This is a genomic window from Acidimicrobiia bacterium (genome assembly GCA_040902765.1).
Classification (GTDB): Bacteria; Actinomycetota; Acidimicrobiia; order Spongiisociales; family UBA11373; genus DATKBG01.
This window is the reverse complement of sequence record JBBDWO010000003.1, coordinates 24,609-51,356: the sequence shown is the minus strand read 5'-3', so window position 1 is coordinate 51,356 and position 26,748 is coordinate 24,609. Positions and strand designations below refer to the sequence as shown.

Here is a 26,748-nt window from a genome sequence, read left to right as displayed (position 1 = left end):
CCCAACACCCGGAACCAACCATGAACCGTCCACCCTCTCGCGCGAATCAACACCCTTCGGGGGGAGAGAGGCGAATTGCGAATTGCGAACTGCGAATCGCGCCTCTTAGCTTGCCCCGCGGCGCAGACCGTCTAGACTGCCCCTTGGGCATTCAGCCCGACCCTCTCGATCGAACCGGCGAACGACGTATGCCGTCGCCGCGCATCGGTCCGGATCTCTCCGCTGCCGGAGGTAGCAACGCTTTGAAGCTCTTTCTCGACACTGCCCACCTGGCCGACATCGAAACCGCCGTCGGTTGGGGCATCCTCGACGGCATCACCACCAACCCGACCCTCGCCGCACAGGAGGGACTCGAGTTCAACGATCTGATCAAGGCCATCACCGACCTGGTCGATGGTCCGGTATCGGCCGAAGTGGTTGCCGAGGACCGCTCGGAGATGGTCGCCCAGGGCGTGGCCCTGCGGAAGATTGCCGACAACGTGGTGGTCAAGGTCCCGATGACGGTCGAAGGTGTCGCCGCCGGTGCCGAACTGGTCCGGCAGGGTCATCCGATCAACGTCACCTTGGTCTTTTCATCGGCGCAGGCGATCCTGGCCGCCAACATCGGTGCCACCTTCGTGTCGCCGTTCCTGGGCCGGGTCGACGACGTTGGCAACGACGGGGTCGGCCTCCTCGCCGAGATCGTCGACCTGTACGCCACGCAGGGATACGCCACCGAGGTGCTATCGGCGAGCCTCCGCCATCCGGCCCATGTGGTCGACTCGGCCCGGGTCGGTGCCGATGCCGCCACGATGCCGTTCGACGTGATGAAGAAGTTGTTCAACCACCCGCTCACCGACATCGGTAACGAGCGATTCAACCGTGACTGGGAGGCATACCAGGCAGCGCTCGCCGAGCGCCGCAAGGGCTGACCGAAGGGGAACGATGACCAGTAGAGCCAAGCTCCAGGAAAAGACGCTCGACGAGCTGCGCACCATCGCGGGGTCGCTCGACATCGCCGACCACGAGTCGCTGCAGAAGTCGAAGCTGATCGCCGCCATCCTCGACTCCGACGGGTTCGAGGCCAGCGAAGAGCCCGCCCCGGTGGATCTGCCCGCGGCCAAGCCCCGCAGTGCCGATGACGAGGACGGTGGCGACGAGAAGAGTGACGGCGGAGGCGGCTCCGACCGCCAGCCCCGTGACCAGTCCCGCGACCGCTCGTCCGACGACGACAACAGCGGCAATCGCAACCGCAACCGTCGCCGCGGCCGTGGTGGCAGTGGTGGCAGTGGTGGCAGTGGCGGCGGCGGCCAGCAGCAGAACTGGGACGATTCCAACGCAGAGGTGCGCGAGGGGATCCTCGACATCCTTCCCGAGAGCTACGGCTTCCTGAGGGTCACCGGCTACCTACCGGGGGAGAAGGACGTCTATGTGTCGGCGACTCAGGTCCGCAAGTTCGGCCTGCGCCGCGGCGACATCATCAGCGGCCCGATCCGTCCGCCCCGCACCCAGGAGAAGTTCCCGGCGCTGATCCGCATCGACGCCGTCAACGGCATGGACGTGGAAGAGGCTCGGCGGCGACCCAAGTTCGGCGACCTGACCCCGCTGTTCCCCGACGAGCGGCTGCGCCTGGAGATAGTGGGCCAGCCCAACCATGTGCTCGCCCGGATCATGGACCTGATCTCGCCGATCGGGAAGGGCCAGCGCGGGCTGATCGTGTCGCCGCCCAAGGCCGGCAAGACGACCGTGCTCAAGGAGATCGCCAACTCGGTCACCACCAACAACCCCGAGTGCCACGTGATGGTGGTGCTGGTGGACGAGCGCCCGGAGGAAGTGACCGACATGCAGCGGTCGGTGAAGGGCGAGGTGATCTACTCGACCTTCGACCGCCCCGCCGAGGAGCACACCCAGGTGGCCGAACTGGCCATCGAGCGGGCCAAGCGCCTCGTGGAGCAGGGCCAGGACGTGGTCATCCTGCTCGACTCGATCACCCGCCTCGCCCGTGCCTACAACCTGGCGGCGCCGGCCTCGGGCCGGATCCTGTCGGGTGGTGTCGACTCGACGGCGTTGTACCCGCCGAAGCGGTTCTTCGGTGCGGCCCGCAACATCGAAGAGGGCGGCAGCCTCACCATCCTGGGCTCGGCGCTCATCGAGACCGGCTCCCGCATGGAGGAGGTCATCCTCGAGGAGTTCAAGGGCACCGGCAACATGGAGTTGCGCCTGGACCGTCGCCTCGCCGACAAGCGGGTCTACCCGGCCATCGACATCGAGGCATCGGGTACCCGCAAGGAAGAGCTGCTGTTCTCGCCCGACGAGCTGGCCCAGGTGTGGAAGCTGCGCCGGGTGCTGCTCGCCCTGCCGGAACCGGCGGCGGGCCTGGAATTGCTCATCGACCGGCTCAAGGCCACCAAGAGCAACGCCGAGTTCCTCGCCGATATCGCCAAGTCGACCGGCGGCTGACGCAGCGTCGCTACGATCACCGCCCCCAGGAGCGAAAGAACCGTGAAGCAAGGCATCCATCCCCAGTACCGCGAGGTCGTGTTCGTCGACTCGTCGTCGGACTTCAAGTTCCTCACCCGGTCGACGATCGAGACGAGCGAGACCATCGAGTGGGAGGACGGCAACACCTACCCGATGGTGCGCGTCGAGATCTCCAGTGCCAGCCACCCGTTCTATACGGGCCGGCAGATCCTCGTCGACACCGGCGGACGGGTCGAGCGCTTCCGTAAGCGCTATGGCCGCGAGTCGTTCACGACGAAAGAGGGCTCCGAGACGGAGTCCTGATGAGTCGTTCGCCCGGTGCCACCGTCGGCGGACAAGCAGTCATCGAGGGCGTGATGATGCGCGCCCCCACCGCCTGGGCGGTGGCGGTGCGGCGACCCGACGGGATCATCGAAGTCCAACGCAACGAGCTGCCCCGGCTGTCGTCGCGGTCCCGCCTGGCCCGCATCCCCTTCTTCCGCGGGATCATGGTGCTCGGCGAGTCCCTCAGCCTCGGGTTCCGGGCGCTGTCGTGGTCAGCCCGCAAGGCCGAGCAGGAGGAGGGCGCCGAGGAGCTCAAGTCGGGCCACATCGCCGTGGCGATGGCCTTCGCCCTGGTGTTCTTCCTGGGCGTGTTCATGATCCTGCCGCTGCTCGCCGCCCGCGGCATCGAGCGGCTGCTCGGCGAGTCGACGCTGCTGTTCAACGTGTTGGATTCGGTGCTGCGCCTGGGCATGTTCGTCGGCTACATCTGGGCGATCGGGCGCTCCAAGGACATCAAGCGGGTGTTCGAGTTCCACGGCGCAGAGCACAAGACGATCCACGCCTACGAGGCCGGTGACCCGCTCACCATCGGGGCCATCCAGCGCTACAGCCCCCGCCATCCCCGCTGCGGCACCAACTTCCTGATGATCGTGGTGCTCATCGCCATCATCGTGTTCAGCGCGCTGGGCCGCCCGTCGTGGCCGTGGCTGATCGCCAGCCGGGTGTTCCTCATCCCGGTGATCGCCGGCATCGCCTACGAGGTGTTGAAGGCCGCCGCCGACAAGCGGTGGATGGCATTCGCCGCCCGCCCGGGCATCTGGCTGCAGCGGCTCACCACCGGCGAGCCCGCCGCCGACCAGGTGGAGGTGGCGGTGGCGTCGCTGCTGGCGTCGCTGGACGACGAGGAGCGTGCCGCCGTGGAGCAGCGGGGCCCGATCGTGCCGGGGGCGCTCGGGTACGAGCTGTCGCGCTGATGGATCAACAGCTGGCCGACCGGATGGCCGAGATGGTGTCGGCGTTCGAGGAGACCCTGGCGCTGATGGGTGACCCCGAAATCGCCGGCGACCAGGCCCGCTATTCCGAGGTTGCCAGGAGGCACTCTGAGCTGAAGGGCCTGGTCGAGGTGTGGCATCAGCTGCGCTCCGCCCACACCGACGCCGACGAGGCCACCGAACTGGCCCGCGACGAATCCGACGAGGCGGTCTCCGCCGAACTCCGTGAGATGGCCGAAGAGCGCCGCGCCGCCGCCGAGCGACTGGAGAAGCGCCTGCGGGTGATGCTGGTGCCCAAGGACCCCAACGACGCCAAAGACGTGATCGTCGAGATCCGCGCCGCTGCCGGCGGCGATGAGGCCGCCCTCTGGGCCGGCGACCTGTACCGCATGTACTCGCGGTTCGCCGAGCGCCATGGCTGGAACACCGAGCCGATGAACACGTCGGAGGGCGAGTCCGGTGGCTTCAAGGAGGTCACCTTTGCCGTCAAGGGCGATGGCGCCTACTCCCGCTTCAAGTTCGAGGCCGGCCCGCACCGGGTGCAGCGGGTCCCCAAAACCGAGTCGCAGGGCCGCATCCACACCTCGATCGCCACCGTGGCGGTCCTGCCCGAGGTGGAGGAGGTGGAGGTCCACATCGACGACAACGACCTCGACATCGACGTGTTCCGGAGTACCGGACCCGGTGGACAGTCGGTGAACACCACCGACTCGGCGGTCCGCATCACCCACAAGCCGACCGGCCTGGTGGTGACCTGCCAGGACGAGAAGAGCCAGCTGCAGAACAAGGCGAAGGCGCTGCGGGTGCTGCGAGCCCGCCTCAACCAGATCGAGATCGACAAGCGGCAGTCGGCCCTGGCCGCCGACCGCCGCGCCCAGGTGGGCACCGGCGAGCGCTCCGAGAAGATCCGCACCTACAACTACAAGGAGAACCGGGTCACCGACCACCGCGTCGGCCTGACCATCAAACGCCTCCCCGACATCCTCGAAGGCGACCTCGACGACTTCGTCGACGCCCTGACCCTGGAGGACGAGGCGCGGAGGTTGAGTGGCGAGTAGGGCGAGGGTTCAGACTCTCTCCCCCCGAAGGGGGGAGTACCGCCGAAGGCGGGGAGGGGGGAGGGCTAGCGCGCAGCGACCGTCCGGCGCGTCTGGCCGCCCGATGTCAGCGGCTTTCTGCCGCTGCAGCCTCTTCCTCCCGATGATCACTACCTGTGCCTCGCGACGCGTCAGCCCTCCCCCTCCGTCTCGGCCCTTCGGGCCGATCCACCTCCCCCTTCGGGGGAGGGGACCGCATGTGGGTTATTGCGGTGGCGTCATAAGCACGGGCCTGCCTCCCTTTCGGTCCCTCCCCCCGAAGGGGGGAGTACCTGACGGCGGAGCCGTCAGGGGAGGGGGGAGGGCTAACGCTACGTGGGCCTCTCCGACTCCCCGTCATCCCGCTCCGCCAAGGTCATGACCGCCCGGCGGCATCGCGCCACGAGGCCAGGTCGCCCCATGCGTCGGGAGTATCCAGCGGGATTTCGTCGTAGGTCGTGTAGGAGGCGTCGATCAACCTATCACATGTGCTCCACATGTGATACCTTCGGCCCATGGCGAAGATGATCCAGATACGCAACGTGCCCGATGCCGTGCATCGAGAGATCAAGGCGCGAGCCGCCAAGGCGGGGATGACCCTGTCCGACTATCTCAAGCGTGAGGTCGTGCGACTGGCCGCTACGCCCTCGCTCGAGGAGATGATCGAGCGGGTTCGGTCTCGTCAGCGGCCAACACTGTCGGAGACGCCAGCCGAGGTCATTCGAGCCGAGCGTGACTCCCGGTGATCGTCGTCGACGCCTCGGTCGTCCTTGACTTCCTGCTCGGTCCCCACAGCCCGGCAGGCGACAGGCTGTCTGATCACCTCGAGGGAGGCGATGTCGTCTGTGCGCCGCATCTCGTGGACACCGAGGTCGGACAGGGACTTCGCAGACTGGCGATGAGGCGCGAGATAGACCTGACCGAGGCGAGTGACATGCTCGGCCTGCTCGCGACTTTGCCGCTGGAGCGGTACCCACACCGTCGGCTCGTACCTCGGGCCTTCGAATTGCGCGACAACGTCTCGGTGTACGACGGCGTCTACCTGGCACTCGCCGAACTGCTCGACATCCCGCTTCTCACCGGCGACGCAGCACTCAGCGACGTTCCCGGCTGTGGAGCCAACGTCGACGTCGTGGCGACGACTGCTGCGTGAGTCAGGCTCTGACGATCTCCACCGGCTCCAGATCGCCTGCCGGCTCGAAGCCGAGCACCTGGCCGTAGAAGGACAACTCGGCCTCGAGCGCCCGGATCTGGTTGGGGGCCTGGCGGAAGCCGTGGCCCTCACCCTCGAAGAGCAGGTAGGCGTAGGGGGTGCCCCGGGCTCGCAGGGCGTCGCACATCATCTCGGCCTGGGCCTGGGGGACCACCATGTCGTCGGTGCCCTGGAGGATGAGCACCGGCTTGTCGATCTTGTCGATGTGGGTGATCGGCGAGCGCTCCAGGTACAGGTCCCTCGCCTCCGGGTAGGGGCCGACGAGGCGGTCCAGGTAGCGGCTCTCGAACTTGTGGGTGTGGACGGCCAGCGCCTCCAGGTCGGCGACCCCGAAATAGGAGGTGCCGGCGGCGAACTCGTCGCGCAGCGCCAGGGCGAGCAGGGTGGTGTAGCCGCCGGCGCTGCCGCCGTGGATGAGCAGCCGGTCCGGGTCGGCCTTGCCCTGGTCGGCGAGGTGGGCCACCGCCAGGGCGCAGTCGCGCACGTCGATCACGCCCCACTGCCCGTCGAGTCGCTGCCGGTACTCTCGCCCGTACCCGGTGGACCCGCCGTAGTCGACGTCGACGATGCCGAAGCCCCGGCTGGTCCAGAACAGCTTCGCCGGGTCCAACGCCGCCTTCGCCGCCGAGGTGGGGCCACCGTGGATGGCGACGATCACCGGCGGCTTCTCGCTCTCCGGCGCCTGGTACTCCGGGTTGGTGGGCGGGTAGTAGAGGGCATGGGCGACGCCTTCGTCGCAGGCGAACGCGATCGGCTCCGGGATGCTGACGTAGGCGGAGTCGATCGGTGGCCCCTCTGGCACTCGGATGTCTTCGACGGTGCCGTCGTCGACGCCGACGCGCACCAGCGACGCCGGGCGGTTCGGTCCGGAGGCGATCAGGTAGACGGTGCTGCCCCGGGTGGCCAGCGAGGTCCCCACCGAGGTGAACGGCAGCCGGATGGGCCGTGGTTCGCCCCCCTCGATGACCACCAGCGTGTCGCCGCCTTCCCTCCCGTAGGCGGTGACGAGTCGGCCGTCGGCGAGGAACACATACCGGCTGAAGCCGAACAGCCACTGGGGCACCCCGAACTCGGCGTCCATCGACAGGATCGGCTCCAGGTCGTCCGCCCCCTCCCGGTACAGGTTCCACCAGCCCGACCGGTCCGAGATCACATGGAGGACCCCGTCGGGGCTCCACTCCGGCTGGAACAGCGACTCGGAGCGGTCGCCGACGACGCGGCGGGCGTTGTCGATGTGCCCGGCGGCGGTGAGGTCGCCGACCCACAGTTCGGTGGCATCCCACGGCATGTTGGGGTGATCCCACGCCAGCCAGGCGAGCCGGGTGCCGTCGGGTGAGATGCGCGGCGACGAGTAGAAGTCGTGGCCGGAGGCGACGATGTCGGGTTCGCCACCGTCGAGGGGGATGCGGACCAGTTCGTTGGCGGGTTCGTCGCCATCGGCGTTGTGCCGTTCCCGCACCCCGATCGCCCACGAGCCCCGCACCGTCAGGTCGGCGTAGCGGTCGCCCCTCGGTGCCGGCGGTTCGGGCGTGATCGCCTCGGCGGTCCCCTCCTGGTCTATCCGATACAGCCGCTGGTCGGCGAAGTTGGAGGCGTAGACCAGCCTATCGGCGACGGTGTAAGCCCCGCCGCCGTACTCGTTGGCAGAGGTGCGGGCGTTGAAGTCGTCCGGGCCCACATCGTCGATGGCCCCGGTCGGCGACCGCCGTACGATGACGCTGCGCCCACCCTCCTGCGGCCGGCTCTCCACCCAGTAGACGTCGTCCCCGTCGACCGCGACCAGGTCGGCGAACCGCAACCCGGCTTGCGTGGTCAGCTCCGCCGAGATCGGCGACTCCCAGGTCCCATACGGCGCCGTCTTCATGGGAGGGAGGGTAGGCGGCGAGGCGGGAGGGTATTTGCGGTCCCTCCCCCCGTAGGGGGGGAGCCCAAACACTAAGTGGGCCCTCGCGACGCGTCAGCCCTCCCCCTCCGTCTCGGCCCTATCGGGCCGATCCACCTCCCCCTACGGGGGAGGAGAGTTCCTACTTTCTGCGGTCCCTCCCCCCGAAGGGGGGAGTACCTGACGGCGAAGCCGTCAGGGGAGGGGGGAGGTTTCTTGCGGTCCCTCCCCCCGGAGGGGAGAGTACTTGACGGCGGAGCCGTCAGGGGAGGGGGGAGGGCAAACCCTTCGTGGGCCTCGCGACGCGTCAGCCCTCCCCCTCCGTCAGCGGCCTGCGGCCGCTGCCACCTCCCCCTACAGGGGAGGAGAGTGCGCGCGTCGCGGGGCGCAGGGGACCAACCGTCTCTCTCCCCCCGAAGGGGGGAGTACCTGACGGCGAAGCCGTCAGGGGAGGGGGGAGGGCTAACCCTACGTGGACCTCGGCAGGCAGATGGTCGAGCAAGCCGAGCAGGGCCGCCAACGGTTGGAACGAGTCGGCCGCGGGCCGTCCGACCCCGAGGCGCGTCTGGAGCGCAAGCGCCGAATGGGCATCGACGTCTCTGTGGAAGAGCAGGTGTTGGCGGCGCGAACCCGTCGCTGACCAACCGACAGGGGCGCCGCCTCCCAGTGAATCGCGAGTCGCCAATCCCGCCTCGCGCCTCCCCTCAACCCCCCGCAACACCCTGCCGATGGTCTCCTTATGGACTCTGACTCCCAGTCCGGCTCGTTCCCGCGAGCAATCCTCGACTTCGTCCGCCGTGCCGGGACGGAGCGTTCGACGGCGCGCCTGGTGGGAGAGATGCTGCGCTTCACCGGCACCGCCTTCTCGGTGCACCGGGTGTCTCTGTTCCTCGCCGATGACGACGACGAGGGTCGCCTGGCGCCGTTCGTGTCGGAGCTGGCCTCCGGTGACGCCGATCCGGCGCTGTTCAAAGAGTGGCGCCGCCTGGACGCCGAGCAGTTCGACGTGGTCAAGCGGATCCGCGGCGGCGAGGACATCGTCGAGGTGGACGATCCCCGTTTCGAGGGCATCCCACTCCCGATCGTCGAGAAGTACGACCTGCAGCCGTACCTCGCGTTCGCCCTGCGTCGCGACGGGCGACCGATCGGCGTCCTCATCGTGGAAGGCACCCCGGCGAAGCTGCGCAACCGACGCGACGACCTGGCCGTGTTTTCCGAGTACCTGGCGATGGGCCTGGCCAACGCTCGCGCATTCGAGCGGGAGCGCCGGCGTGCCCGGGAGGCCGAGGCGCTACTGGACGTGGGGGAGGTGCTGAGCCGCACCACCGACCTGATCCCGGTGCTGGCTTCGGTGGCCCAGAACTGTGCCCGGGTGGCCGGTTTCGACCGATGTTCGGTGTTCCTGGTCGGCGACGACGGGAAGCTGCACCCGAAGATGAGCCAGTTCGCCGACGGTCACGTCGACCAGGAGGCGTGGGAGCTTTTCAAGTCGACGGCCCCGGACCTGCCCGCCGCCTACCAGGTTCTTCGGACCGGCACGGTCCTGGCCTTCGACGATCCCAAGGTCGACTCCGACCTGAACCCCGAATGGTGGGCTACTTCGTTCGGCATCGAGGCCGCGTTGTACCTACCGCTGATCGCCTGGGGTGAGACCTTCGGGGTGTTGGTGCTGGACCGCAATCGGCCGCATCGCATCACCGACGGCCAGATCCGTCTGGCCCGTGGCGTCGCCGCCCAGGGCGCGGTGGCCATCGGCCTGACCCGTGCCCTCGCCGGTGAGCGTGCCGCCAAGGCACGCCTGGAGGAGCTCGACGCCCTCAAGACCACCTTCGTCGCCGCCGTGTCCCACGAGCTGCGCACGCCGCTTACCACCATCATCGGGTTCGGTTCGCTGCTCGATGCCCACGTCACCGATCCCGAAGGTCGCGACTTCTTGAGCCTGATCCAGCGCGAGTCCGCTCACCTGGAGACGCTCATCTCCAACCTGCTCATGGCGTCCAACATCGAGGCCGGGGTGCTGGAACTGCGTCGCGACCGGGTGGATGTGTCGGCCGTGGTGCAGGAGGCCGTCGAGCTGGTGGGCCGCCTCTTCCCGGGCCGCCGTTTCAACGCCGCCATCGACGACGGCCTCACCCTTGAGTTGGCCGACGCCGGGTGCCTGCGCCAGGTGTTCATCAACCTCATCCAGAACGCCGCCAAGTACTCGCCCGAGGGATCGTCGGTGACGGTGAGTGCCCGCGGCGAGGCCGACACGGTGCGGGTTGAGGTGTCGGACCAGGGTTCGGGTATCCCACCCGAGGAGCGCGAGCTGGTGTTCGAGCGCTTCCAGCGAGGCCGCAACAAGGGAGTCCAGGGCACCGGCATCGGCCTGTACCTGGTCCGTGAGCTTGTCCACGGCCACCAGGGCAAGGTGTGGGTGGAAGACGGGCCCGCCGGGATTGGCGCCCGCTTCGTCACCGTGCTGCCGGTTTCGGTGCCGGCGGCGTCGGCGGCGTAGCCGCCGCCGCGTCCCTGTCGATCGGGAGCCGAGCCGCGCAGCCCTTCTTACAGCCGGGTTACTCGCATGTGGCTAATGTTCGTGGCCCCTCACCGGTTCGAGTGACCGGTGAGGGACACAAAGGAGGAACCATCCGATGCAGTACGCAAGGGGTTTGATCCTCGTGCTCGTGCTGGCGCTCGTCGCCGCCGCCTGCGGCGACGACACGCCGGGCACCACGGGGGCACCCACCACCACTACCGGGGCCACGACGAGCCCAGAAGAGCCATTCGTGGGCGACAGTGTCGCCGCCGAGGACTGTGACTACGGCGGCAAGATCAAGTCGATCACGGCGACCGACCAGTACACGGTGGTGTTCGAGCTGTGCAAGCCGGTGCCTGCGTTCCCGCAGATCGCCGCCTTCACTCCGTTCGGCATCCAGCCGAAGGAGCATCTCGAGGCGACCGGCGGCGCGCCGTTGGACAACCCGATCGGCACCGGCCCGTTCGTGCTCCAGCAGTGGCAGCGAGGCGACAGCATCATCTTCAGCCGCAACGACGACTACTGGGGCACCAAGCCGCCGTACGAGACGCTCGTGTTCCGCTGGGCCACCGAGGGAGCCTCGCGTCTCCTCGAGTTGCAGGCCGGGCGGGTCGATCAGATCACGAACGTGAGCCCCGACGCCTTCGACACGGTGAGGGCTGATCCGAACCTGAACCTGATCGAGTCGGCCAACCCGAACACCTTCTACCTGGCGATGACGAACACGTTCACGCCGTTCAACAACCTGAAGGTGCGCCAGGCGATCGCCATGGGGATCGACCGTCAGCGGATCGTCGACAACTTCTACCCGGACGGGTCCGAGGTTGCCTCGCACTTCACGCCGTGCTCGATCCCGAACGGGTGTGAGGGCGATGACTGGTACCCGTTCGACGCCGCCGCGGCGCGGACGTTGCTCGAGGAGGGCCTGGCCGAGGAGGGCCTGTCGCTCGACACCTGGACCACGGCCATCTACTACCGCGACGTGTTCCGCGGCTACTTGCCGGAGCCGGGCACGGTGGCGGTCGAGATCCAGGATCAGCTGATGCAGAACCTGGGCATCTCCGCGGTGGTGGAGGTGATGGAGTCGGGAGCGTTCATCGACGAGTCGACCAACGGACGCCTCGACGGCTTCTACCTCCTGGGTTGGGGTGCGGACTACCCGCACATCACCAACTTCCTGGACTTCCACTTCGGTGAGGCCAACCCGCAGTTCGGCGATACTCATTCGGAGATCTACGAGCCGTTGCTGCAGGCCTCGACGATCGGTGACGTGGGGACGGCCCGGCCGCTCTACGAGCAGGCGAACAACGCCATCCGCGAGCTGGTGCCGATGGTGCCGGTCGCTCACGGCGCGTCGGCGTCGGCATCGCTGGTCAGTGTGCAGAACGCGCACTTCCGGCCGTTCGGTGCCCCGCTGTTCGAGTTCGTCGATCCGGGCAAGGACACCTTCGTGTGGATGCAGAACGCCGAGCCGATCAGCCTGTTCTGCTCCGACGAGACCGACGGCGAGTCCCTGGCCGCCTGCCAGCAGGTGGTGGAGGCGTTGCTCGGTTACGCCATCGACTCCGGCGAAGTGGTGCCGGCCCTGGCCACCGAGTGCACGCCGAACGAGGACTCGACGGTGTGGACCTGCACCCTGCGCCAGGGTGTCAAGTTCCACGACGGGTCGGATTTCGACGCCAACGACGTCGTCGCCTCATGGGCGCTCGGCATCCAGGCGAGTAATCCGCTCCACGTGGGCAACACCGGAGCGTTCGAGTACTACACCTATCTGTGGGACCAGTTGATCCCGTAGGGATCGATCCCATCGCAGACTGACGAGCCGACCGGGGCCCGCCCTCGAGGGGGCGGGCCCCGGCGCTCATTCCGGGGAGAGACCGATCATCCGGGTCCGTCCGGCCCGGCGCCGTGAGGAGGTGAGATGCTGGCGTACGTCGGGAGGCGGCTGTTGCTCGCCGTCCCCGTGCTGCTGGGCATCCTGATCGCCACCTTCCTCCTCGCCCGGGCGATCCCCGGCGAACCCTGCCGGGCGATGCTGGGCGAGCGCGCCACCGCCGAGTCGTGTGCCGCATTCGAGCGGAACAAGGGGCTGGACCGGCCGGTCCCGGTGCAGCTCGGCATCTACATCGGCGACGTGCTCAAGGGGGACTTCGGCAATTCGATCCGCTTCTCCCGCCCGGTCTCACAGATCCTCATCGAGCGCCTCCCGATGACCATCGAGCTGTCGATGACGGCGCTGTTCATCGCCCTGCTGGTCGGCATCCCGCTGGGGATCGTGGCGGCGATGAGGCACAACTCGGCCGTCGACGTGGGCACGATGATGTTCGCCAACGTCGGCGTGTCGATGCCGGTGTTCTGGCTGGGGCTGCTGCTCGCCTACTTCTTCGGGCTGGTGCTGCGCAACACCTGGTTCGCCTTACCCCCGTCGGGCCGGCTGTCCCCGGGGATGATCTCCGTCCCGTTCTACGAGCAATGGGGGTGGGGCCTCGCCGACGGAACCTTCCCCCACACCGTGGTCGAGTTCATCGGCAACCACTTCATATTCAACGCCTTCATCACCGGCAACTGGGAGCTGTTCGGCAACGCCATCCAGCACCTGATCCTGCCGGCGGTGGCGCTGAGCACCATCCCGATGGCGATCATCGCCCGCATGACCCGCTCCAGCCTGCTCGACACCCTGGGCCGCGACTACATCCGCACCGCCCGGGCAAAGGGCGCCGCCGAGCGCCGGGTCGTCGTGCGCCACGCCCTGCGCAACGCCATGCTCCCGGTGGTGACCATCGTCGGGCTGCAGATGGGGGCGCTGCTGTCGGGGGCGGTGCTCACCGAGACCGTCTTCGGCCTGGCGGGGGCCGGGACCATGCTGTTCGAGGCCATCTCCGCCCGCGACTTCCCGATCATCCAGGGCTTCACCGTGATCATCGCCACCGGCTACGTGGTCATCAACCTGATCGTCGACCTCTCGTACGCGTACCTCGATCCCCGAATACGGCTGGAGTGATGGCATGGATCGACTGACACGGCGCGTCGATCGCCTCACCGTCCCCGACGCCGAGCATCTGCTCGATCGCCCGAGCGGGCTGTGGCGGGGGGCGTTGCGCCGCCTGCTACGCCGCAAGACCGGCGTGATCGGGCTGAGCATCATCGGCACGTTGGTGCTGATCGCGGTGCTGGCCCCGCTGCTCGCCCCCTACGATCCCAATCAGGTGCTCATCGGCCAGGACGGCGTGAGCCGCCGGTCGCCGCCGTGCGTGCACCTGTTCGGGTGCGAGCCCGAGATCCGCCAGCACGTGCTCGGGCTCGACGGCAACGCCCGCGACCAGTTCAGCCGAATCATCTACGGCACTCGGGTGAGCCTGTCGGTCGGACTCACCACCGTGTTGTTCGCCTTCTCCATCGGGGCGAGCCTGGGCGCGATCGCTGGGTTCTGGGGCGGGTGGACCGACAACATCGTCATGCGGATCATGGACGTGGTCCTGGGGTTCCCGTCGCTGCTGCTGGCCATCGCCATCGTGTCCGCCCTGGGGCCGGGCCTGCGCAACACGATGCTGGCCATCGCCATCGTGTCCATTCCCGCCTACGCGAGGGTGATGCGCGCCTCGGTGCTGTCGATCAAGGAGCTGGACTTCGTCTCGGCGTCGCGAGCGCTGGGGGCGTCGAAGCTGCGGATCCTGTGGTCGCGGGTGGTGCCCAACGCGCTGACGCCGCTCGTGGTGATCGGCACCCTGGGCATCGCCACCGCCATCCTCGACGCCGCCGCCTTCGGGTTCCTCGGGCTCGGCGCCCAGGAGCCGACGGCGGAGTGGGGAGCGATGCTGGCCCGGGAGCGGGCCCAGGTGTTCTCCTCTCCGCATCTCGTGTTCTTCCCCGGACTGGCCATCATGATCACCGTGCTCGGCTTCAACCTGCTCGGCGACGGCCTCAGAGACGCCCTCGACCCCTCGCTGTCGGAATGAGCGACGCCCCCCTCCTCTCGGTGCGCGACCTGCGGACGTACTTCCACACCCGCGACGGCGAGGTGCGCGCCGTCGACGGGATCAGCTTCGAGGTGCGCCGCGGCGAGGTCCTCGGCCTGGTCGGCGAGTCCGGGTGCGGCAAGAGCGTCACCTCGCTGTCGTTGATGGGCCTGATCCCCAAGCCGGGGGTCATCGAGGAGGGCTCGGAGATCACCTTCGACGGGCGCGACCTGCTCGGCATGTCGCGTCGCCAGCTGGGGGAGCTGCGCGGCGAGCAGATCTCGATGATCTTCCAGCAGCCCGCCTCGGCGCTGAATCCGGTGATGCGGGTCGGGGCGCAGATCTCCGAGGTGTACGAGATCCACCGCGACATGCGCCGCGCCGCCGGCCGGGAGAAGGCCACCGAGATGCTCGAGCGGGTCGGCATCCCCGACGGGCGGCGGCGCGTCGACGCCCACCCCCACGAGTTCTCCGGGGGCATGGCGCAGCGGGTGATGATCGCCATGGCGCTGGCCTGCGAGCCGGAGTTGCTCATCGCCGACGAGCCGACGACGGCGCTGGACGTGACCATCCAGGCGCAGATCCTCGACCTGATCCGCACCCTGCAGCGCGAGTCGAACACGGCGGTGCTCCTCATCACCCACGACCTGGGGATCGTCGCCGAGATGGCCGACCGCATCGCGGTGATGTATGCGGGCCGGATCGTCGAGGAGGCCGACGCCGTCACTCTATTCGAGGATCCCAAGCACCCGTACACGCAGGGCCTGATCGGTTCGGTGCCGGTGCTGGGCGAGGTGCGCGAACGGCTCGACACCATCCCCGGGACCGTACCGCACCTCATCGACCTGCCCGTGGGATGCCGGTTCGCCGACCGCTGCAAGGCCCGGGTCGACAACGCCCTCACCATCTGCACCGAGATCGAGCCCGACCTACTCCCGGTGGGCGACGGCCACACCGCCCGCTGCTGGCTGTATTCGGAGGACCGGCGATGACAGGGCCGCTGATCAGGGCCCAGGACCTGGTGAAGGACTTCCCGGTGAAGGGCGGCATCATCCGGCGGACCGTGGCCAACGTGCGCGCCGTGGACCACGTGTCGCTCGACATCGTGCGTGGCGAGACGCTGGGCCTGGTGGGCGAGTCGGGCTGCGGAAAGACGACCCTGGGCCGGATGCTGGTGCGGCTGCTGGAGCCGACGTCGGGGTCGATCGAGTTCGATGGGGTCGACATCTCCCACCTGAAGGGTGCCGCCCTGAAGGAGATGCGCAGCCGGATGCAGATCATCTTCCAGGACCCGTTCTCGTCGCTGGATCCGCGGGCCCCGGTGGGTGCCAGCATCGCCGAGGGCCTGAAGATCCACGGGGTGACCGATTCCGACGAGCGCCATCAGCGGGTGGTGGAGATGCTGCGCCTGGTGGGCCTCGAGGCGTATCACGCCCGCCGCTTCCCCCACGAGTTCTCCGGCGGCCAGCGCCAGCGCATCGGCATCGCCCGGGCGCTGATCCTCAACCCGGACTTCGTCGTCGCCGACGAGCCGGTGTCGGCCCTCGACGTATCGGTGCAGGCCCAGGTGCTCAACCTGCTCAGCGACCTGCAGCAGGAGATGGAGCTCACCCTGCTGTTCATTGCCCACAACCTGGCGGTGGTGGAGCACATCAGCGACCGGGTGGGGGTGATGTATCTGGGCAAGATCGTGGAGATCACCGATCGCGACTCGCTGTATCGCAACCCCACCCACCCCTACACCGAGGCGCTGCTGTCGGCCATCCCGATCCCGGACCCGTTGCTGCGCCGCCGCCGCATCGTGCTCGAGGGCGACGTGCCCAGCCCGCTGGACCCACCGCCGGGATGCCGCTTTCACCCCAGGTGCCCGATCGCCGTGGCGGGGGTGTGCGACGTCGAGGAGCCAGTGCTGCTCCCGGTCGGCGACGCCGAGGACCATCTGGCGTCGTGCCACCTGCGCACCGGCGCCCACCAACACCTCGACCCGACGGGCCCTGCCGTTCGCTGAGCGAGCCTTTGGCGTGCTTCGGGCGCTCCTATCCCTCTCTCCCCCCGACGGGGGGAGTACCTGACGAAGGCGGGGAGGGGGGAGGGCGATCGCGCAGCGACCGCCCGGTCGCGGGGCCGATGACTGCAATGACCCACCGGTGAGCGCCTGCGGGCGCTCCAACTCCTCTCTCCCCCCGACGGGGGGAGTACCTGACGGCGGAGCCGTCAGGGGAGGGGGGAGGGCGATGGCGCAGCGGCCGCCTGGTCGCGGGGCCGATGACGGAGAGGGGAGCCTGACGTCTCGGGCGCCATTGGCGGCGACCGCGGTGCTCCCGATACCCTGGTCCTGAGATCGAAGGGAGGCGCAGTGAGCGAAACCAAGGTTGGGACCGTCACCCACTGGTACGGCGACATCAACGTTGCCGGCATCGACCTCGAGGGCGACCTCGAGGTCGGTGACACCATCCACATCGTCGGCAACACCTCCGACTTCACGCAGACCGTCGAGTCCATGCAGGTGGACCACGAGGACGTGGACAAGGCCGGAGCCGGCGACAGCATCGGCATCAAAGTGACCGAGCACGCCCGCGAGAACGACGAGGTGTTCAAGGCGTAGGCGGCAGCACCTGCGTCCGCCATCGGAAAGTACCGCCGAAGCCAGGCATGGGGTAGGGGCGGCGAGAGTCCTGCGGCCGCTCCCTCCCTCCCCAGCGGTGAGCGCCCTCCGGGCGCTCCTATCCCTCTCTCCCCCCTTCGGGGGGAGTACCTGACGGCGCAGCCGTCAGGGGAGGGGGAGGGCTAACGCGTCGCGAGGCGTCGGGCCGTTCCAGCCCTCTCTCCCCCCGAAGGGGGGAGTACCTGACGGCGCAGCCGTCAGGGGAGGGGGGAGGGCGATCGCGCAGCGGCCGCCCGGCCGCGGGCCGCGTGCCCGACCTAGCCTCGCACCCAATACCTCGGCTTGGGGCGGGTGTGCTCCCAGTTGAGCATCGCCGTCATGTTGCGCATCAGCATCCACGTCTCACGGAACTCCCGGAAGGCCTCCCGCTTGTTCCGCACCAGACCAGCCCGTTCGAGCACGTCGACGAGCAGCGTGTCGCCGTCGTGGAGAGCCTCGAAGTACGGGAGCACCCTGCCCAGGTCCCGCTCACGGATCTCCCATATGAGTTGGATGCGGCTGGACATGTCGAGGGTGGCGTCGGCGAGTCGGGATGTGGTGGTCCCGTCGAGCGCACGCGGTCCGCTGACGAGCACGTCGTTCATGATCAGGTTGCGGCCCATCGGGGGGTCGAACATCCGATTCACCTGCTGGCCCCTGGTTACCCGGACACGGCAGTCTTTGCAGTAGAACGTCGACCAGCGCGACCCCGCCGGGGTCACGTCGGCGCAGCAGCAGTGGCAGATGTCCACCCAGGCGTTGCGGTCGTAGCCGGGCCACGGATGGTCGTCCCAGTCGAGGTGACACAGCTGGCATTGCTGAGCGTGGCCATCGCTGTTGCCTCGCACGTCGTACGCCTCACCATGCTTCAAGCACAGCCGCATAATGGCCAGGTTCGGTTCGGTCCGGAGATCGGGCGGCATCAGCTCTCCTCCTCGATGTCGATGTCGACCCACCACCGCCACAGGGCGATGAAGGCTTGCTCCGGCAATGACATACTTGTCACACCCGGCTGATACGTTTCAGGTATGCCAGCCAAGAAGAAGTCCGTCAGCCAGGAACCTCAAACCCTCGTAGAAGCCGTCCGCTACTTCTCCGACCCCGATGTCTGCCTGGCGTTCGTCGCCGGTCTCCGCTGGCCCGACTCCAAGCCCGTCTGCCCCCATTGCGACGGGCTGGAGCATTCGTTCCTCACGACTCGGCGTATCTGGAAGTGCAAGGGCTGCAAACGGCAGTTCTCTGTGAAGGTCGGGACGATCTTTGAGGACTCGCCCATCGGGTTCGACAAGTGGCTCCCGGCGATCTGGATGATCGCCAACTCCAAGAACGGCATCTCGTCGCACGAGCTGGGCGGGGCTAGAGCGCCTGCCGGCCGATCGCCGCGACCAGTGGCGCGCCCTGATCGCCGACGCCGAGGATCGACCGCCCGGTGAGTTCAATCCGAACGGATGGGTGGTCGCCGCCTTCCAGGCAGCGTGGTCGGTGGTAGCGCGTTCGGCGGAGTTCGCCGATCCGGTTCGGGACGGTCTGATCGCTGCGGTCCGGATCGGCAACGACACAGACACCGTGGCTGCAATCACAGGTGGACTGCTCGGCGCATCCTTCGGAGCGTCAGCCATCCCTCTCGAGTGGGTGGAGGTGCTCCACGGCTGGCCCGGGTATCGAGCGGCGGACCTGGAGCGGTTGGTCGTGTCGGCGCTCGCCACCACCTAGCCCGACCTACCCTCCACCCCCCATGCAGCCTGCCGATCCCCGCAGGGGGCGGGTCGCCCGCTCTCACACTGTTGCCGCCGCGGCGTTTCGGCTCGCCGGGGGGTTCATCGCGTGGTCGATGGGGTGGGCGGTGGTGGTGGCGGTCCGCGGTGGGGTGTGGTGGGGTCCGCTGCACACCTTCATGGTGGGGGCGGTGCTGCTCGCCATCAGTGGGGCCACGCAACTGTTCACCGTCACCTGGGCGGCGGCGGTGCCGGCCGACCGGCGGGCAGCCGGTGCTCAGCGGTGGGTGCTCGCCGTCGGTGCCGTTGCTGCCGTCATGGGGGTCACCTTTGGCTTGGAGTGGCTGGTGGCTATCGGCGCCGTCCTGGTGCTCGGCGGGCTCGGGCTGCTCGGGTGGATCCTGGTCGGAGTGATCCGGCGCTCCCTGCTACGGCGCTTCGACATCGCCAGCCGCTTCTACCTGCTGGCCGTCGGCTCCGGTCTCGTTGGGGTGACCCTCGGGTGGATCCTCGGTGCCGAGGCCGCCGGTGCCGCACACCTCGACATTCGCACTGCCCACATGCATCTCAACCTGATAGGGCTCGTCGGGTTCACCATCGTCGGGACGCTGCCCACCATCCTGCCCACCACGGTGCGCCACCCCATGGTGTCAGGGAAGGAAGCGGTGTCCGCCTGGTGGGGGAGCGCCGCCGCCGCCGTCGCCATGGCGTCGGGCATGGTGTCGGGTCCGGTGCCGGTCGGGGTGGGGGTCGCCCTGGCTGCGGTTGCCGGGGCGGCAATCCTCGGCGGGATCGTCGGGAGGCTCGGGATCGGCAAGGTGGCCCGGGCCGGGTTCCCGGCGCTGATGATCGCCACCGGCGCCGGGTGGCTGCTCGCCTGGATGGGCCATCAGGCGGTCACCCTCATCGGTGGTGACCACACGGTCTACGGGCCGTGGGTTGCGGTGGGGGTCGCCGGGGTGGCGATGGTGCTGTTCGGGTCCCTCTCCTACCTGGTGCCGGTGCTCGTCGGTGGTGGCGGCGATGCACTCACCGCCAACTTCGGGCGCCTCCACGGGTGGGGGACGCCGCGGGCGATCGTGGCCACTGCGGTGCCGGTGGCCGTGCTCGTCGGGGCGCCGGCGGTGGTGCCGCTGGGGCTCGCCGCGGTGTTCGTCGTCGACTTCGCCATCCGGGTGATCCGGGTGCTGGCCGCTCGGCGGACGGTGTCGTCGGGCTGACCCCCAACGCCGGAGGCCCCCCGCTTTCGCGGAGGGCCTCCTGTCGACCGATCTGGAGGGGATCGATCAGTCGGTGGTGGCGAGGGGCAGGTCGTCTTCCTTCTTGACGATTCCCTGGGCCAGCAGCAGTGCCATCAGGTCAACCTTGCTCACCCAGACGAAGCCGGCGCCCAGCAGCAGGAACATGAACCCGAGGGCGGCGAAGGCTCCGGTGATGGCCAGGCCCATCTGCAGGGCCGAGTGGGTGACCGTGCCGACGCCGAGCTCGGCGACCAGGGCATGGGCGGTTCCGCTCCACGCCAGGTCACGGGCACGACCCTCGATCGGGTGCGAGCGGTTGAAGTCGCTCCAGTAGCGGCCGTCCACCTCGAACTCGTACACGCCCGCCTCGTAGACGGTGCCCTCGTACTCGACGTCCTCGGCCAGGGTCACCCGCTGGGTGCCGTTCAGGGTGTGATAGACGATCGTCGCCATCTGATACATGTACTCGGAGGCGGTGTTGACCAGCGGATCGTCGGGATCGATGTCCCCCTGCACCACGGGGTACTTCCAGTCGTCGACCAGCAGGCTCATGATCGCATCGGCACCTTCCGTGGTGCCGCGGTCGATCAGTTGCCCGTCGTCGTTGTAGCTGAGTTCGACGCCCTGGGTCTCGCTGAATGCCTGCAGTGACGTGTAGCCGTCCTGGACCTTGAAGAAGGCCACGCCGGCCGCCACCAGAAAGCCGAAACCGAAGACCATCAGCACCATCCCGAGAACCTTGAGTCGGTGGGCCATTGGGGTTGCTCCTTGTGTCCTAGTCAGTGCTCGTGAAATATTTCACAAGCTGCTCAGGCATCGTGTCGGATGCCGTGGTTCGACACTAGGGCCGATGGTCCTCTTGTTGGGGGGTTCAGACGTTGGGGAACAAGGCGTCTCGAACTCGCTCGAGGATGTCGGCGGGGTCCGACAGGTCTGTGGTCTGGTGACCGAGCTCGGCGTTCCATGTATCCGGCGATGGGCATCGAGCGGGCTCATATTCGGCTCGGACCGGCGCTGAGCCGCGCAGGGACCGGAGTGCCGCTATGGCGTCGTCACCGAGACCACCGAGCTTCTCCAGCGAGTCCAGATCGAAGAGGTCGCGGGGTGCGTGACGCTCTTCCCAGGCGGCCAGCTTCATTGCGCCGAACGCCGGGAGAGTCGGCACCGCGAGGCCGACCGCGTCGGGTAGGTCGGAGTACCGGAGTCGCACCAGGCAGGGCGCGACGTCGACGTACTTGTGCTCGTGTCGAGGTCCCACGATTTGAACCTGGACGGTGGTGTCGGAGTCGACGGCGGCGAAGGTACGGACATCCGCGGTCTGGCGCACTGGTTCGAGACGAAGGTCCGGGAACTCTCGTCGGGTCCCGCCGGCGATGGCGGCGATCACCGCGTCTGGGTCCGTCGGATGGCGCGGGTCGATGAAGAGATCGATGTCCTCCGACACTCGGCGATCGGCCACAAAGGTGCGATTGATGGCGGTGCCGCCGAAGAACGTCACTCCGGAGAAGCCATCGAGTCCATGAAGAAGGTGCGAGATGAGATGGTCCTTCACCACCTGCGCCTCGGCGACACCCCAGGCCCTCGCCCAGCGGACGACCTCGTCGCGTTCGATCACGGGGTCAGGCCGAATTCTGCGGGACTCGCTTCGCCCCACGATGAGAGTCCAAGGGTCTTCGTCGGGCTTCGACGTGGACCGGCTGGCGGTGCGTCAGTCGGCGCCAAGCCGGCGCAGACCCAGATCACCCGGGCGTAGGCGCTGGGGCGCTGTTGATCGACGCTGAGCCGGTGGGTTCGGTCCCAATCGGCGCGGCCGGCCAGGGCCCAGATCGCCTCGCTGATCGACCGGGGCGAGACACCCCCAAGCCGGGGGCGGTTGGCCAGGTCGAGCAGGGTCTGTTCGGTCGAGGTGGTGTAGCCCCAGGCGAGTTCGGTCTTGGCGCGGACTGTGTCGAGGTGGTCGGTGCGGCGGGTCCAAAAGACGACACGGCCTGCGGCCGTGATCAGGGGACTGCGCCTCACCGGAACCGACACGACACCGACCGACAGGGCGCGAGGCATGGCACCGTGGTGGCGGGCGGCGCTGACACCACTGAGGGCCGACGCCTCCGGGCCGTAGTCGGCGACGCCGATACCCATCGCCACGTCCTCCACCGTCGGCGTCCATCCGGGATCGCCGTAAGCCTCAGTGGGTGGGATGGCGTAGTAGCCGTGGGCGAGCCGGATGATGAGTCCAGCCTCGGCCAGGCGGGCGAACTCGACCTTCGCAGCCTTGTAGATCTGGGCGGCGTCCCGCGGTCTGACGACTCGCAATCGCCGGGAGGCGAGTTGCCGTGGGAGGGGTGCTTCGTGTGTCATGAGCGCGCTCATAGTAAGTCAAAGACTTACTTTCAGCGCGCTCATGACCTCACGGCGCGCCATCGTCCATGTTTCGTCTCCACCGTTCTTCCTCGGCTTCTCTGATGGCGAGGCGCCGCTCGTACATGTCCCGGGCCATCTGTTCCTCGTCGAAGGTGAGGACCCGGTTGAGGTGCTCGAGGGCCACTTCGACGATGCGTTCGGCAGAGAGCCCGGTGCGCTTCTTCAAGGCCTCGATCTGGGCGGCGGTGGTGGGGTTGAGGTGAAGCTCGGCGTTGGTCATGCCTCTGAGTACCCGGGGTGGTGGCGGGGTGTCAAGAGTTGCGTCGATCGGCCCGGGTGGAACAGTTGGCGCGGTGACGGTCAGGTCAGGCGCAGGCCTGCCGTTTCGAAGGGTCGAAAGTCCGTGGTGTTGAGGGTGGCGAGGGAAGCGTCGTGGCGGATGGCGGTAGCGGCGATCATGCAATCGGCGAGTGACCCCCTCCGCCGGCCGGATGCGTTGAACAGCCGTGCCGCCAGGGTGGCGTCGCGGTCGTCGAAGGGTATGCGTTCGGGAACCAGTCGGGCGGCGAGATCCAGCATCGAGTCAGTGACCGGTCCACACAAGAACTCGGTCCAGGCGACGGTGCTCATGGCCAGGGCGGTGTCCTCCTCGAGCCACGACCGCATGAGCTCGTCCACGGTGGAGTCGCGGCGCAGCGATCGGATGAGGAAGTCGGTGTCGAGGTGGATGGCTGCCGGCGGCATCGGTCAGGGACCGAAGGCCTCTCGCTCGCGACGGACATCGGCCGCCCACGCCTCCAGGTCGATGTCCGTGCGGGCAACCAGCGCCTGGAGACCGTCGAGCGCCGCCAGCTGTGCTTGTGCGGCCTGGGGCTCTGAGCCCGCCAGCAGGGCGATGGCGCGGCGGATCGTCTCGGACTTGGAGGTTCCGAGCCGCCTCGCCGTCGACTCCAGCTGACGGATGGTCTTCTCGTCCAGCGAGTAGGTGGCCTTCACCGTGGTCTTGCCCATGACGGAAGTATGGCCATACCGGAGGGGATGTCAAGGGGGCTGCCGTCGGTACCCTTCCCCCATGGCGATTCCCGACCACGAGCGGGTGCGTCTGGTGCGGGCCGTCACCGGGCGCAGCCGTGGCGACGCGCTGCTCGACGCCGCCCTGGAGCCCGACCAGCGACGGCGACTCGACACGCTCGTCGCCCGGCGGGAGGCCGGCGAGCCCCTCCAGTACCTCGAGGGGACCGTCGACTTCGGGCCGCTGACCCTGAAGATCGACGAGCGGGCACTCATCCCGCGGCCCGAGACCGAGCGGCTGTGGGAGGAGGCGGTGCGGTCCCTCGGCGACGCCGGGCCGGGCACCGTCATCGTCGATGTCGGTACCGGGTCCGGCTGCCTGGCGCTGGCGTTGAAGCACGCCTTCCCCGAGGCGCGGGTCATCGGCATCGACATGAGCGAAGACGCGCTGTCGCTGGCCAAGGAGAACGGCGACTTCACCGGGTTGGAGGTCGAGTGGCTCCACGGCGACCTGTTCGCACCGATCGCCGAGTTGCAGGAACGGGTCGACCTCATCGTCGCCAACCCGCCGTACGTCGCCGACGACGATCCGCTGCCGGCCGAGATCGCCGACCACGAGCCGCACGGGGCGCTGTTCGCCGGACCGCTCGGGACCGAGGTGCTGGCGCGCATCGCCGACGACGGTTACTGGATGCTCGGCGTGGGGGGCTGGCTTCTCTGCGAGATCGGCGACGGTCAGGCCGACGAGGCGCTGCGGCTGTTCGGTGCCTTCGACCGGGAGGTCCGTCCCGACCTGGCGGGGCGCGATCGGATCCTGGTGGCGCGCAAGGGGGCGAGCTGTTGTCTTTGAGGCTCCAGGCTCCAGGCTCCAGGCGCCAGGGGGAGGCGCGCCGGGGTGTTCGCGACGGGTCAGCCCTCCCCCCTCCCCGCCTTCGGCGGTACTCCCCCCTACGGGGGGAGAGAGTCGGTGCGGGCCGTTGTTTCTACGAGCGGACGAATTCACTTCTTGCAACTGGTTGTTTGGACCGCAGTCAACAATCCCTAGGTAGTTGGAGTGAGGTAGTGCTGCCAGATGGCCATGCTCGGCCCAAGATGGCCGCCGACTGACTCTCGGTAGGCTCACCCACATGGTGGCCGTCGCATTCGAACAGGTTCTGCGCGCTCTGCAGCGGGGGTTGGTGGTGGGGTTTCCGACCGACACGGTGTATGGGGTGGGGGTGGATCCGTTCGACGAGGTGGCGATGGGGCGGCTGTTCGAGGTGAAGGGGCGGCCGGACGACAAGGCGATCCCGATCCTTGCCGCCGACCTGGAAGGCGTGCGGCGAGTGGCGGTGGTGGGCGACGAGGTCGCCGACCGGGCGTCCCGGCACTGGCCGGGGGCGCTGACCGTGGTCCTCTCTAAGGCCGACGGGGTGCCCGAGTGGGTGGGGGATACGGAACGGGGCACCGTCGCCGTTCGGATCCCGGATCACTCGACCGTGTTGGAGCTGTTGCGACGCAGTGGTCCGCTCGCCGTCACCAGCGCCAACCGCAGCGGTGAGCCGCCTGCCCTCGACGACCGGGCGGCGCAGAACATGCTCGGCCGGGGTGTGGCCGTGTATGTGCCGGGTGTGAGTCCGGGTGGCATGTCGTCTACCGTCGTCGACCTCACTGGTCTCGACGCCGTAGTACTGCGGGTCGGGCCGGTCGTGTGGGAGGACGGATGAGCAGACAACGAGGACGACGCGAGCCGCCCAAGCCGGAGAAGGAGGCGTACGTCGAGTCGCTCAAGAAGAGTCGGCGCGAGCGCGCCCGGGAACGGGCCGAGGCGTCGGGGCGGCCAGGGGTGGCTTCGATCATCACGCCGCGGCGACGGTGGGCGGCGGTCGCCTTCGCCACCTTCTTCATCGTGTTCGCCTTCGCATCCCTCCTCAACGCCATCATCGAGTCCGACGCCGGCAACGACGCCGGTGCCCGGCTCGCCATGATCTTCGCCGCCATGCTGTCGCTGTTCTCCATCGGGGTGCTGGCGATCGTGTCGCGGGTGGACCGGCCGATGCGGGCGATCTTCCTCGGCGGTCCCGCCGCCATCGCCATCTTCATGGTGCTCGGCGCGGTCCTCCGCGAGCCGGCGACGCCACTGGTCGCCGCCTACGGCGCCGTCGGCATCTTCGCCCTGCGGCCCGCGCCGGGCGGCAGCACCCGGACCCGGTCGCTCTATGTGATCACCGCTACCGCAGTGGTCGGCTTCGGCTACATCGTCGCCCCCGCCGTGGCCGCCACCGTGGCGCCGCTCATCCCGTACTTCCTGCTCCACTTTGCCGACGTCGTCAGCAACAGACGCAGCGGCGTCGAGATGATGGAGACGATCAAGGCACGGGAGGAGCCGGAGGGGGAGCCGGACGACTGGGCGGAGGAGGGTTAGGTCGCGGTCCTGTTGTGTACGCGGTGTACATCGTGTACATTCGGCCCATGCGCACCCGATATCCGACCGTGGCAGAAGCGCGGTCCTCGTTCAAGGAGATCCTCGACGCCGCCGAGCAGGGGCTCGCCGTCGAGTTTGCCAGGGGGGCGGAATCGTTCACCGTGCTTTCGGTGGCGTCGCTGACTCACCTGTTGGGACGTCCCGGTGTCCTGTCACGACCAGTCGTGTACGCCGAGGACGACGGCTGGTCGATCGTGCTTCCCGGAGCACCCGTGGCCGCGGAGGCCGGAGAGTTCGGTGACGCGCTCGATGACTTTGTGGCCGCGTTGCGGGAGTATGCCGAGGACTGGATGGACGACGCCGAACTGCGCGCCGCAGCGAGTCACCGCGACAACGCCGACCTGGTCCGGTTCGTCAGCCACCTTGGCGACGACGCGGTCAGGGAGTGGGTGATCGGGGCTGCCGACGAGCCGTCGGCGTAGCGCGGTGGGTGACGACTGGCCCGTGCCCACCCGGGCCGATCATCTCCGGTTCGTGCAGGTCGAAGGCTGGGTGCAGAAGCGATCCGGTCACCACGTCGTGTTCCAGCTGGTTGTCGGCGACGACATCCTGAGGACCCGGATCTCGCATCCTCCGTCGGCAAAGGACACCTACGGCAAGGGGATGTGGGGTCACATCCTCAAAGATCAGCTGAAGGTCAGCGAGGAGGAGTTTTGGGCATGCGTGCGCGACCGCACGCCTCCGGCGCGATCGCAGCCTGTAGCGGAGAGGCCCGGTGGGCTTCCGGCGGAGGTGGTTTATCAGTTGGTTGAGCGCGTGGGGCTGCCCGAGGAGGAGGTCCGCGCCATGACGAAGGACGAGGCGGTGCAGCGGTTGCGGGAGTACTGGTTGGGTGATCGATAGGCCTCGCGACGCGTCAGCCCTCCCCCTCCGTCAGCGACCTGCGGTCGCTGCCACCTCCCCCTTCGGGGGAGGAGAGTGTGTAGGCCCTCTCTCCCCCCGTAGGGGGAGTAC

General features: G+C 68.3%; 31 protein-coding genes and 1 pseudogene. 23 read left to right on the top strand and 9 right to left on the bottom strand.

Translation table 11 applies throughout. The annotated features are described in order from the left end of the window. The first annotated feature begins 242 nt into the window (after nucleotides 1-242). The 5 genes from fsa to prfA are packed head-to-tail and all read left to right on the top strand — an operon-like array spanning nucleotide 243 to nucleotide 4,774. Nucleotides 243-911, top strand: coding sequence for a fructose-6-phosphate aldolase (fsa, locus tag WEA29_01610; protein ID MEX2322451.1), 669 nt, complete (start codon nucleotides 243-245; stop codon nucleotides 909-911). Nucleotides 912-924: 13 nt separating this feature from the next. Next, a complete protein-coding gene (gene rho / locus WEA29_01605) occupies nucleotides 925-2,439 on the top strand; it encodes a transcription termination factor Rho (protein ID MEX2322450.1) in 1,515 nt (504 codons plus the stop codon). 42 nt (nucleotides 2,440-2,481) lie between these two features. Continuing rightward, on the top strand, nucleotides 2,482-2,763 hold the full coding sequence (locus WEA29_01600; GenBank protein MEX2322449.1) for a type B 50S ribosomal protein L31: 282 nt from the start codon (nucleotides 2,482-2,484) through the stop codon (nucleotides 2,761-2,763). Next, a complete protein-coding gene (locus WEA29_01595; GenBank protein ID MEX2322448.1) occupies nucleotides 2,763-3,698 on the top strand; it encodes a DUF1385 domain-containing protein in 936 nt (311 codons plus the stop codon). Before WEA29_01600 ends, WEA29_01595 begins: the two co-directional genes overlap by 1 nt. Continuing rightward, entirely contained in the window at nucleotides 3,698-4,774 is a 1,077-nt protein-coding gene (gene prfA, locus WEA29_01590; protein MEX2322447.1) for a peptide chain release factor 1, read from the top strand. The genes WEA29_01595 and prfA overlap by 1 nt, the downstream gene beginning before the upstream one ends. 394 nt (nucleotides 4,775-5,168) lie before the next feature. On the opposite strand, the pseudogene WEA29_01585 reads toward prfA, so the two are convergent. Further along, a pseudogene (locus WEA29_01585) lies at nucleotides 5,169-5,267 on the bottom strand (DUF2191 domain-containing protein). Between the two features lie 40 nt (nucleotides 5,268-5,307). On the opposite strand from WEA29_01585, the gene WEA29_01580 reads away from it, so the two are divergent. Both WEA29_01580 and WEA29_01575 read left to right on the top strand, forming a co-directional pair. Further along, nucleotides 5,308-5,538 (top strand): hypothetical protein, encoded by a 231-nt coding sequence (locus WEA29_01580; GenBank protein MEX2322446.1) that lies wholly within the window; start codon nucleotides 5,308-5,310, stop codon nucleotides 5,536-5,538. Then, nucleotides 5,535-5,945 (top strand): type II toxin-antitoxin system VapC family toxin, encoded by a 411-nt coding sequence (locus WEA29_01575; protein MEX2322445.1) that lies wholly within the window; start codon nucleotides 5,535-5,537, stop codon nucleotides 5,943-5,945. Before WEA29_01580 ends, WEA29_01575 begins: the two co-directional genes overlap by 4 nt. A gap of 1 nt (nucleotide 5,946) precedes the next feature. On the opposite strand, the gene WEA29_01570 is transcribed toward WEA29_01575, so the two are convergent. Next, nucleotides 5,947-7,869, bottom strand: coding sequence for a prolyl oligopeptidase family serine peptidase (locus WEA29_01570; GenBank protein ID MEX2322444.1), 1,923 nt, complete (start codon nucleotides 7,867-7,869; stop codon nucleotides 5,947-5,949). A 490-nt stretch (nucleotides 7,870-8,359) separates the two neighbouring features. Between WEA29_01570 and WEA29_01565 the strand changes: the two genes are divergently transcribed. The 8 genes from WEA29_01565 to WEA29_01530 all read left to right on the top strand — a co-directional run bounded on the left by WEA29_01565 (nucleotide 8,360) and on the right by WEA29_01530 (nucleotide 16,966). Continuing rightward, the gene (locus tag WEA29_01565) at nucleotides 8,360-8,527 is read left to right on the top strand and encodes a hypothetical protein (protein MEX2322443.1); all 168 of its coding nucleotides are present in this window, start codon (nucleotides 8,360-8,362) and stop codon (nucleotides 8,525-8,527) included. Between the two features lie 99 nt (nucleotides 8,528-8,626). Then, on the top strand, nucleotides 8,627-10,384 hold the full coding sequence (locus WEA29_01560; protein MEX2322442.1) for an ATP-binding protein: 1,758 nt from the start codon (nucleotides 8,627-8,629) through the stop codon (nucleotides 10,382-10,384). A gap of 136 nt (nucleotides 10,385-10,520) precedes the next feature. Then, a complete protein-coding gene (locus WEA29_01555) occupies nucleotides 10,521-12,200 on the top strand; it encodes an ABC transporter substrate-binding protein (protein MEX2322441.1) in 1,680 nt (559 codons plus the stop codon). A gap of 126 nt (nucleotides 12,201-12,326) precedes the next feature. Next, entirely contained in the window at nucleotides 12,327-13,406 is a 1,080-nt protein-coding gene (locus tag WEA29_01550; GenBank protein ID MEX2322440.1) for an ABC transporter permease, read from the top strand. Nucleotides 13,407-13,410: 4 nt separating this feature from the next. Next, nucleotides 13,411-14,361: an ABC transporter permease gene (locus WEA29_01545; protein ID MEX2322439.1), complete on the top strand. Its 951-nt coding sequence runs from the start codon at nucleotides 13,411-13,413 to the stop codon at nucleotides 14,359-14,361. Next, complete coding sequence (locus tag WEA29_01540; GenBank protein ID MEX2322438.1) at nucleotides 14,358-15,353, top strand: ABC transporter ATP-binding protein; 996 nt, start codon at nucleotides 14,358-14,360, stop codon at nucleotides 15,351-15,353. The genes WEA29_01545 and WEA29_01540 overlap by 4 nt, the downstream gene beginning before the upstream one ends. Beyond that, on the top strand, nucleotides 15,350-16,369 hold the full coding sequence (locus WEA29_01535) for an oligopeptide/dipeptide ABC transporter ATP-binding protein (GenBank protein ID MEX2322437.1): 1,020 nt from the start codon (nucleotides 15,350-15,352) through the stop codon (nucleotides 16,367-16,369). Before WEA29_01540 ends, WEA29_01535 begins: the two co-directional genes overlap by 4 nt. A 348-nt stretch (nucleotides 16,370-16,717) precedes the next feature. After that, on the top strand, nucleotides 16,718-16,966 hold the full coding sequence (locus WEA29_01530; protein ID MEX2322436.1) for an EF-Tu/IF-2/RF-3 family GTPase: 249 nt from the start codon (nucleotides 16,718-16,720) through the stop codon (nucleotides 16,964-16,966). Nucleotides 16,967-17,283: 317 nt separating this feature from the next. Here the strand turns inward: WEA29_01530 and WEA29_01525 are convergent, their stop codons facing one another. Next, nucleotides 17,284-17,928, bottom strand: coding sequence for a hypothetical protein (locus WEA29_01525; GenBank protein ID MEX2322435.1), 645 nt, complete (start codon nucleotides 17,926-17,928; stop codon nucleotides 17,284-17,286). A gap of 105 nt (nucleotides 17,929-18,033) precedes the next feature. On the opposite strand from WEA29_01525, the gene WEA29_01520 reads away from it, so the two are divergent. The 3 genes from WEA29_01520 to WEA29_01510 are packed head-to-tail and all read left to right on the top strand — an operon-like array spanning nucleotide 18,034 to nucleotide 19,940. Next, nucleotides 18,034-18,438, top strand: coding sequence for a transposase (locus WEA29_01520; protein ID MEX2322434.1), 405 nt, complete (start codon nucleotides 18,034-18,036; stop codon nucleotides 18,436-18,438). Continuing rightward, entirely contained in the window at nucleotides 18,371-18,718 is a 348-nt protein-coding gene (locus tag WEA29_01515) for an ADP-ribosylglycohydrolase family protein (protein ID MEX2322433.1), read from the top strand. The genes WEA29_01520 and WEA29_01515 overlap by 68 nt, the downstream gene beginning before the upstream one ends. Nucleotides 18,719-18,740: 22 nt before the next feature. Next, nucleotides 18,741-19,940, top strand: coding sequence for a hypothetical protein (locus WEA29_01510; GenBank protein ID MEX2322432.1), 1,200 nt, complete (start codon nucleotides 18,741-18,743; stop codon nucleotides 19,938-19,940). A gap of 66 nt (nucleotides 19,941-20,006) precedes the next feature. Here WEA29_01510 and WEA29_01505 read toward each other — a convergent pair whose 3' ends face one another. From WEA29_01505 to WEA29_01480, 6 genes are all read right to left on the bottom strand, one after another. Further along, nucleotides 20,007-20,717 (bottom strand): hypothetical protein, encoded by a 711-nt coding sequence (locus WEA29_01505; protein ID MEX2322431.1) that lies wholly within the window; start codon nucleotides 20,715-20,717, stop codon nucleotides 20,007-20,009. Between the two features lie 115 nt (nucleotides 20,718-20,832). After that, entirely contained in the window at nucleotides 20,833-21,576 is a 744-nt protein-coding gene (locus tag WEA29_01500) for a nucleotidyl transferase AbiEii/AbiGii toxin family protein (protein ID MEX2322430.1), read from the bottom strand. Continuing rightward, nucleotides 21,573-22,316, bottom strand: coding sequence for a type IV toxin-antitoxin system AbiEi family antitoxin domain-containing protein (locus WEA29_01495; protein MEX2322429.1), 744 nt, complete (start codon nucleotides 22,314-22,316; stop codon nucleotides 21,573-21,575). The genes WEA29_01500 and WEA29_01495 overlap by 4 nt, the downstream gene beginning before the upstream one ends. 49 nt (nucleotides 22,317-22,365) lie before the next feature. Continuing rightward, nucleotides 22,366-22,599, bottom strand: coding sequence for a hypothetical protein (locus WEA29_01490; protein ID MEX2322428.1), 234 nt, complete (start codon nucleotides 22,597-22,599; stop codon nucleotides 22,366-22,368). An 80-nt stretch (nucleotides 22,600-22,679) separates the two neighbouring features. Next, a complete protein-coding gene (locus tag WEA29_01485) occupies nucleotides 22,680-23,063 on the bottom strand; it encodes a PIN domain-containing protein (GenBank protein ID MEX2322427.1) in 384 nt (127 codons plus the stop codon). A 3-nt stretch (nucleotides 23,064-23,066) separates the two neighbouring features. After that, nucleotides 23,067-23,330: a ribbon-helix-helix protein, CopG family gene (locus WEA29_01480; protein MEX2322426.1), complete on the bottom strand. Its 264-nt coding sequence runs from the start codon at nucleotides 23,328-23,330 to the stop codon at nucleotides 23,067-23,069. Nucleotides 23,331-23,391: 61 nt separating this feature from the next. Between WEA29_01480 and prmC the strand changes: the two genes are divergently transcribed. The 5 genes from prmC to WEA29_01455 all read left to right on the top strand — a co-directional run bounded on the left by prmC (nucleotide 23,392) and on the right by WEA29_01455 (nucleotide 26,637). Next, nucleotides 23,392-24,180, top strand: coding sequence for a peptide chain release factor N(5)-glutamine methyltransferase (prmC, locus tag WEA29_01475; protein ID MEX2322425.1), 789 nt, complete (start codon nucleotides 23,392-23,394; stop codon nucleotides 24,178-24,180). Nucleotides 24,181-24,457: 277 nt separating this feature from the next. Next, the gene (locus WEA29_01470; GenBank protein MEX2322424.1) at nucleotides 24,458-25,036 is read left to right on the top strand and encodes an L-threonylcarbamoyladenylate synthase; all 579 of its coding nucleotides are present in this window, start codon (nucleotides 24,458-24,460) and stop codon (nucleotides 25,034-25,036) included. Beyond that, complete coding sequence (locus tag WEA29_01465) at nucleotides 25,033-25,734, top strand: hypothetical protein (protein ID MEX2322423.1); 702 nt, start codon at nucleotides 25,033-25,035, stop codon at nucleotides 25,732-25,734. Before WEA29_01470 ends, WEA29_01465 begins: the two co-directional genes overlap by 4 nt. 47 nt (nucleotides 25,735-25,781) lie before the next feature. Continuing rightward, nucleotides 25,782-26,216, top strand: a complete 435-nt coding sequence (locus WEA29_01460) for a prevent-host-death protein (protein ID MEX2322422.1) — start codon at nucleotides 25,782-25,784, stop codon at nucleotides 26,214-26,216. Nucleotides 26,217-26,220: 4 nt separating this feature from the next. Continuing rightward, nucleotides 26,221-26,637, top strand: coding sequence for a type II toxin-antitoxin system HicA family toxin (locus WEA29_01455; protein MEX2322421.1), 417 nt, complete (start codon nucleotides 26,221-26,223; stop codon nucleotides 26,635-26,637). Nucleotides 26,638-26,748 lie beyond the last annotated feature (111 nt).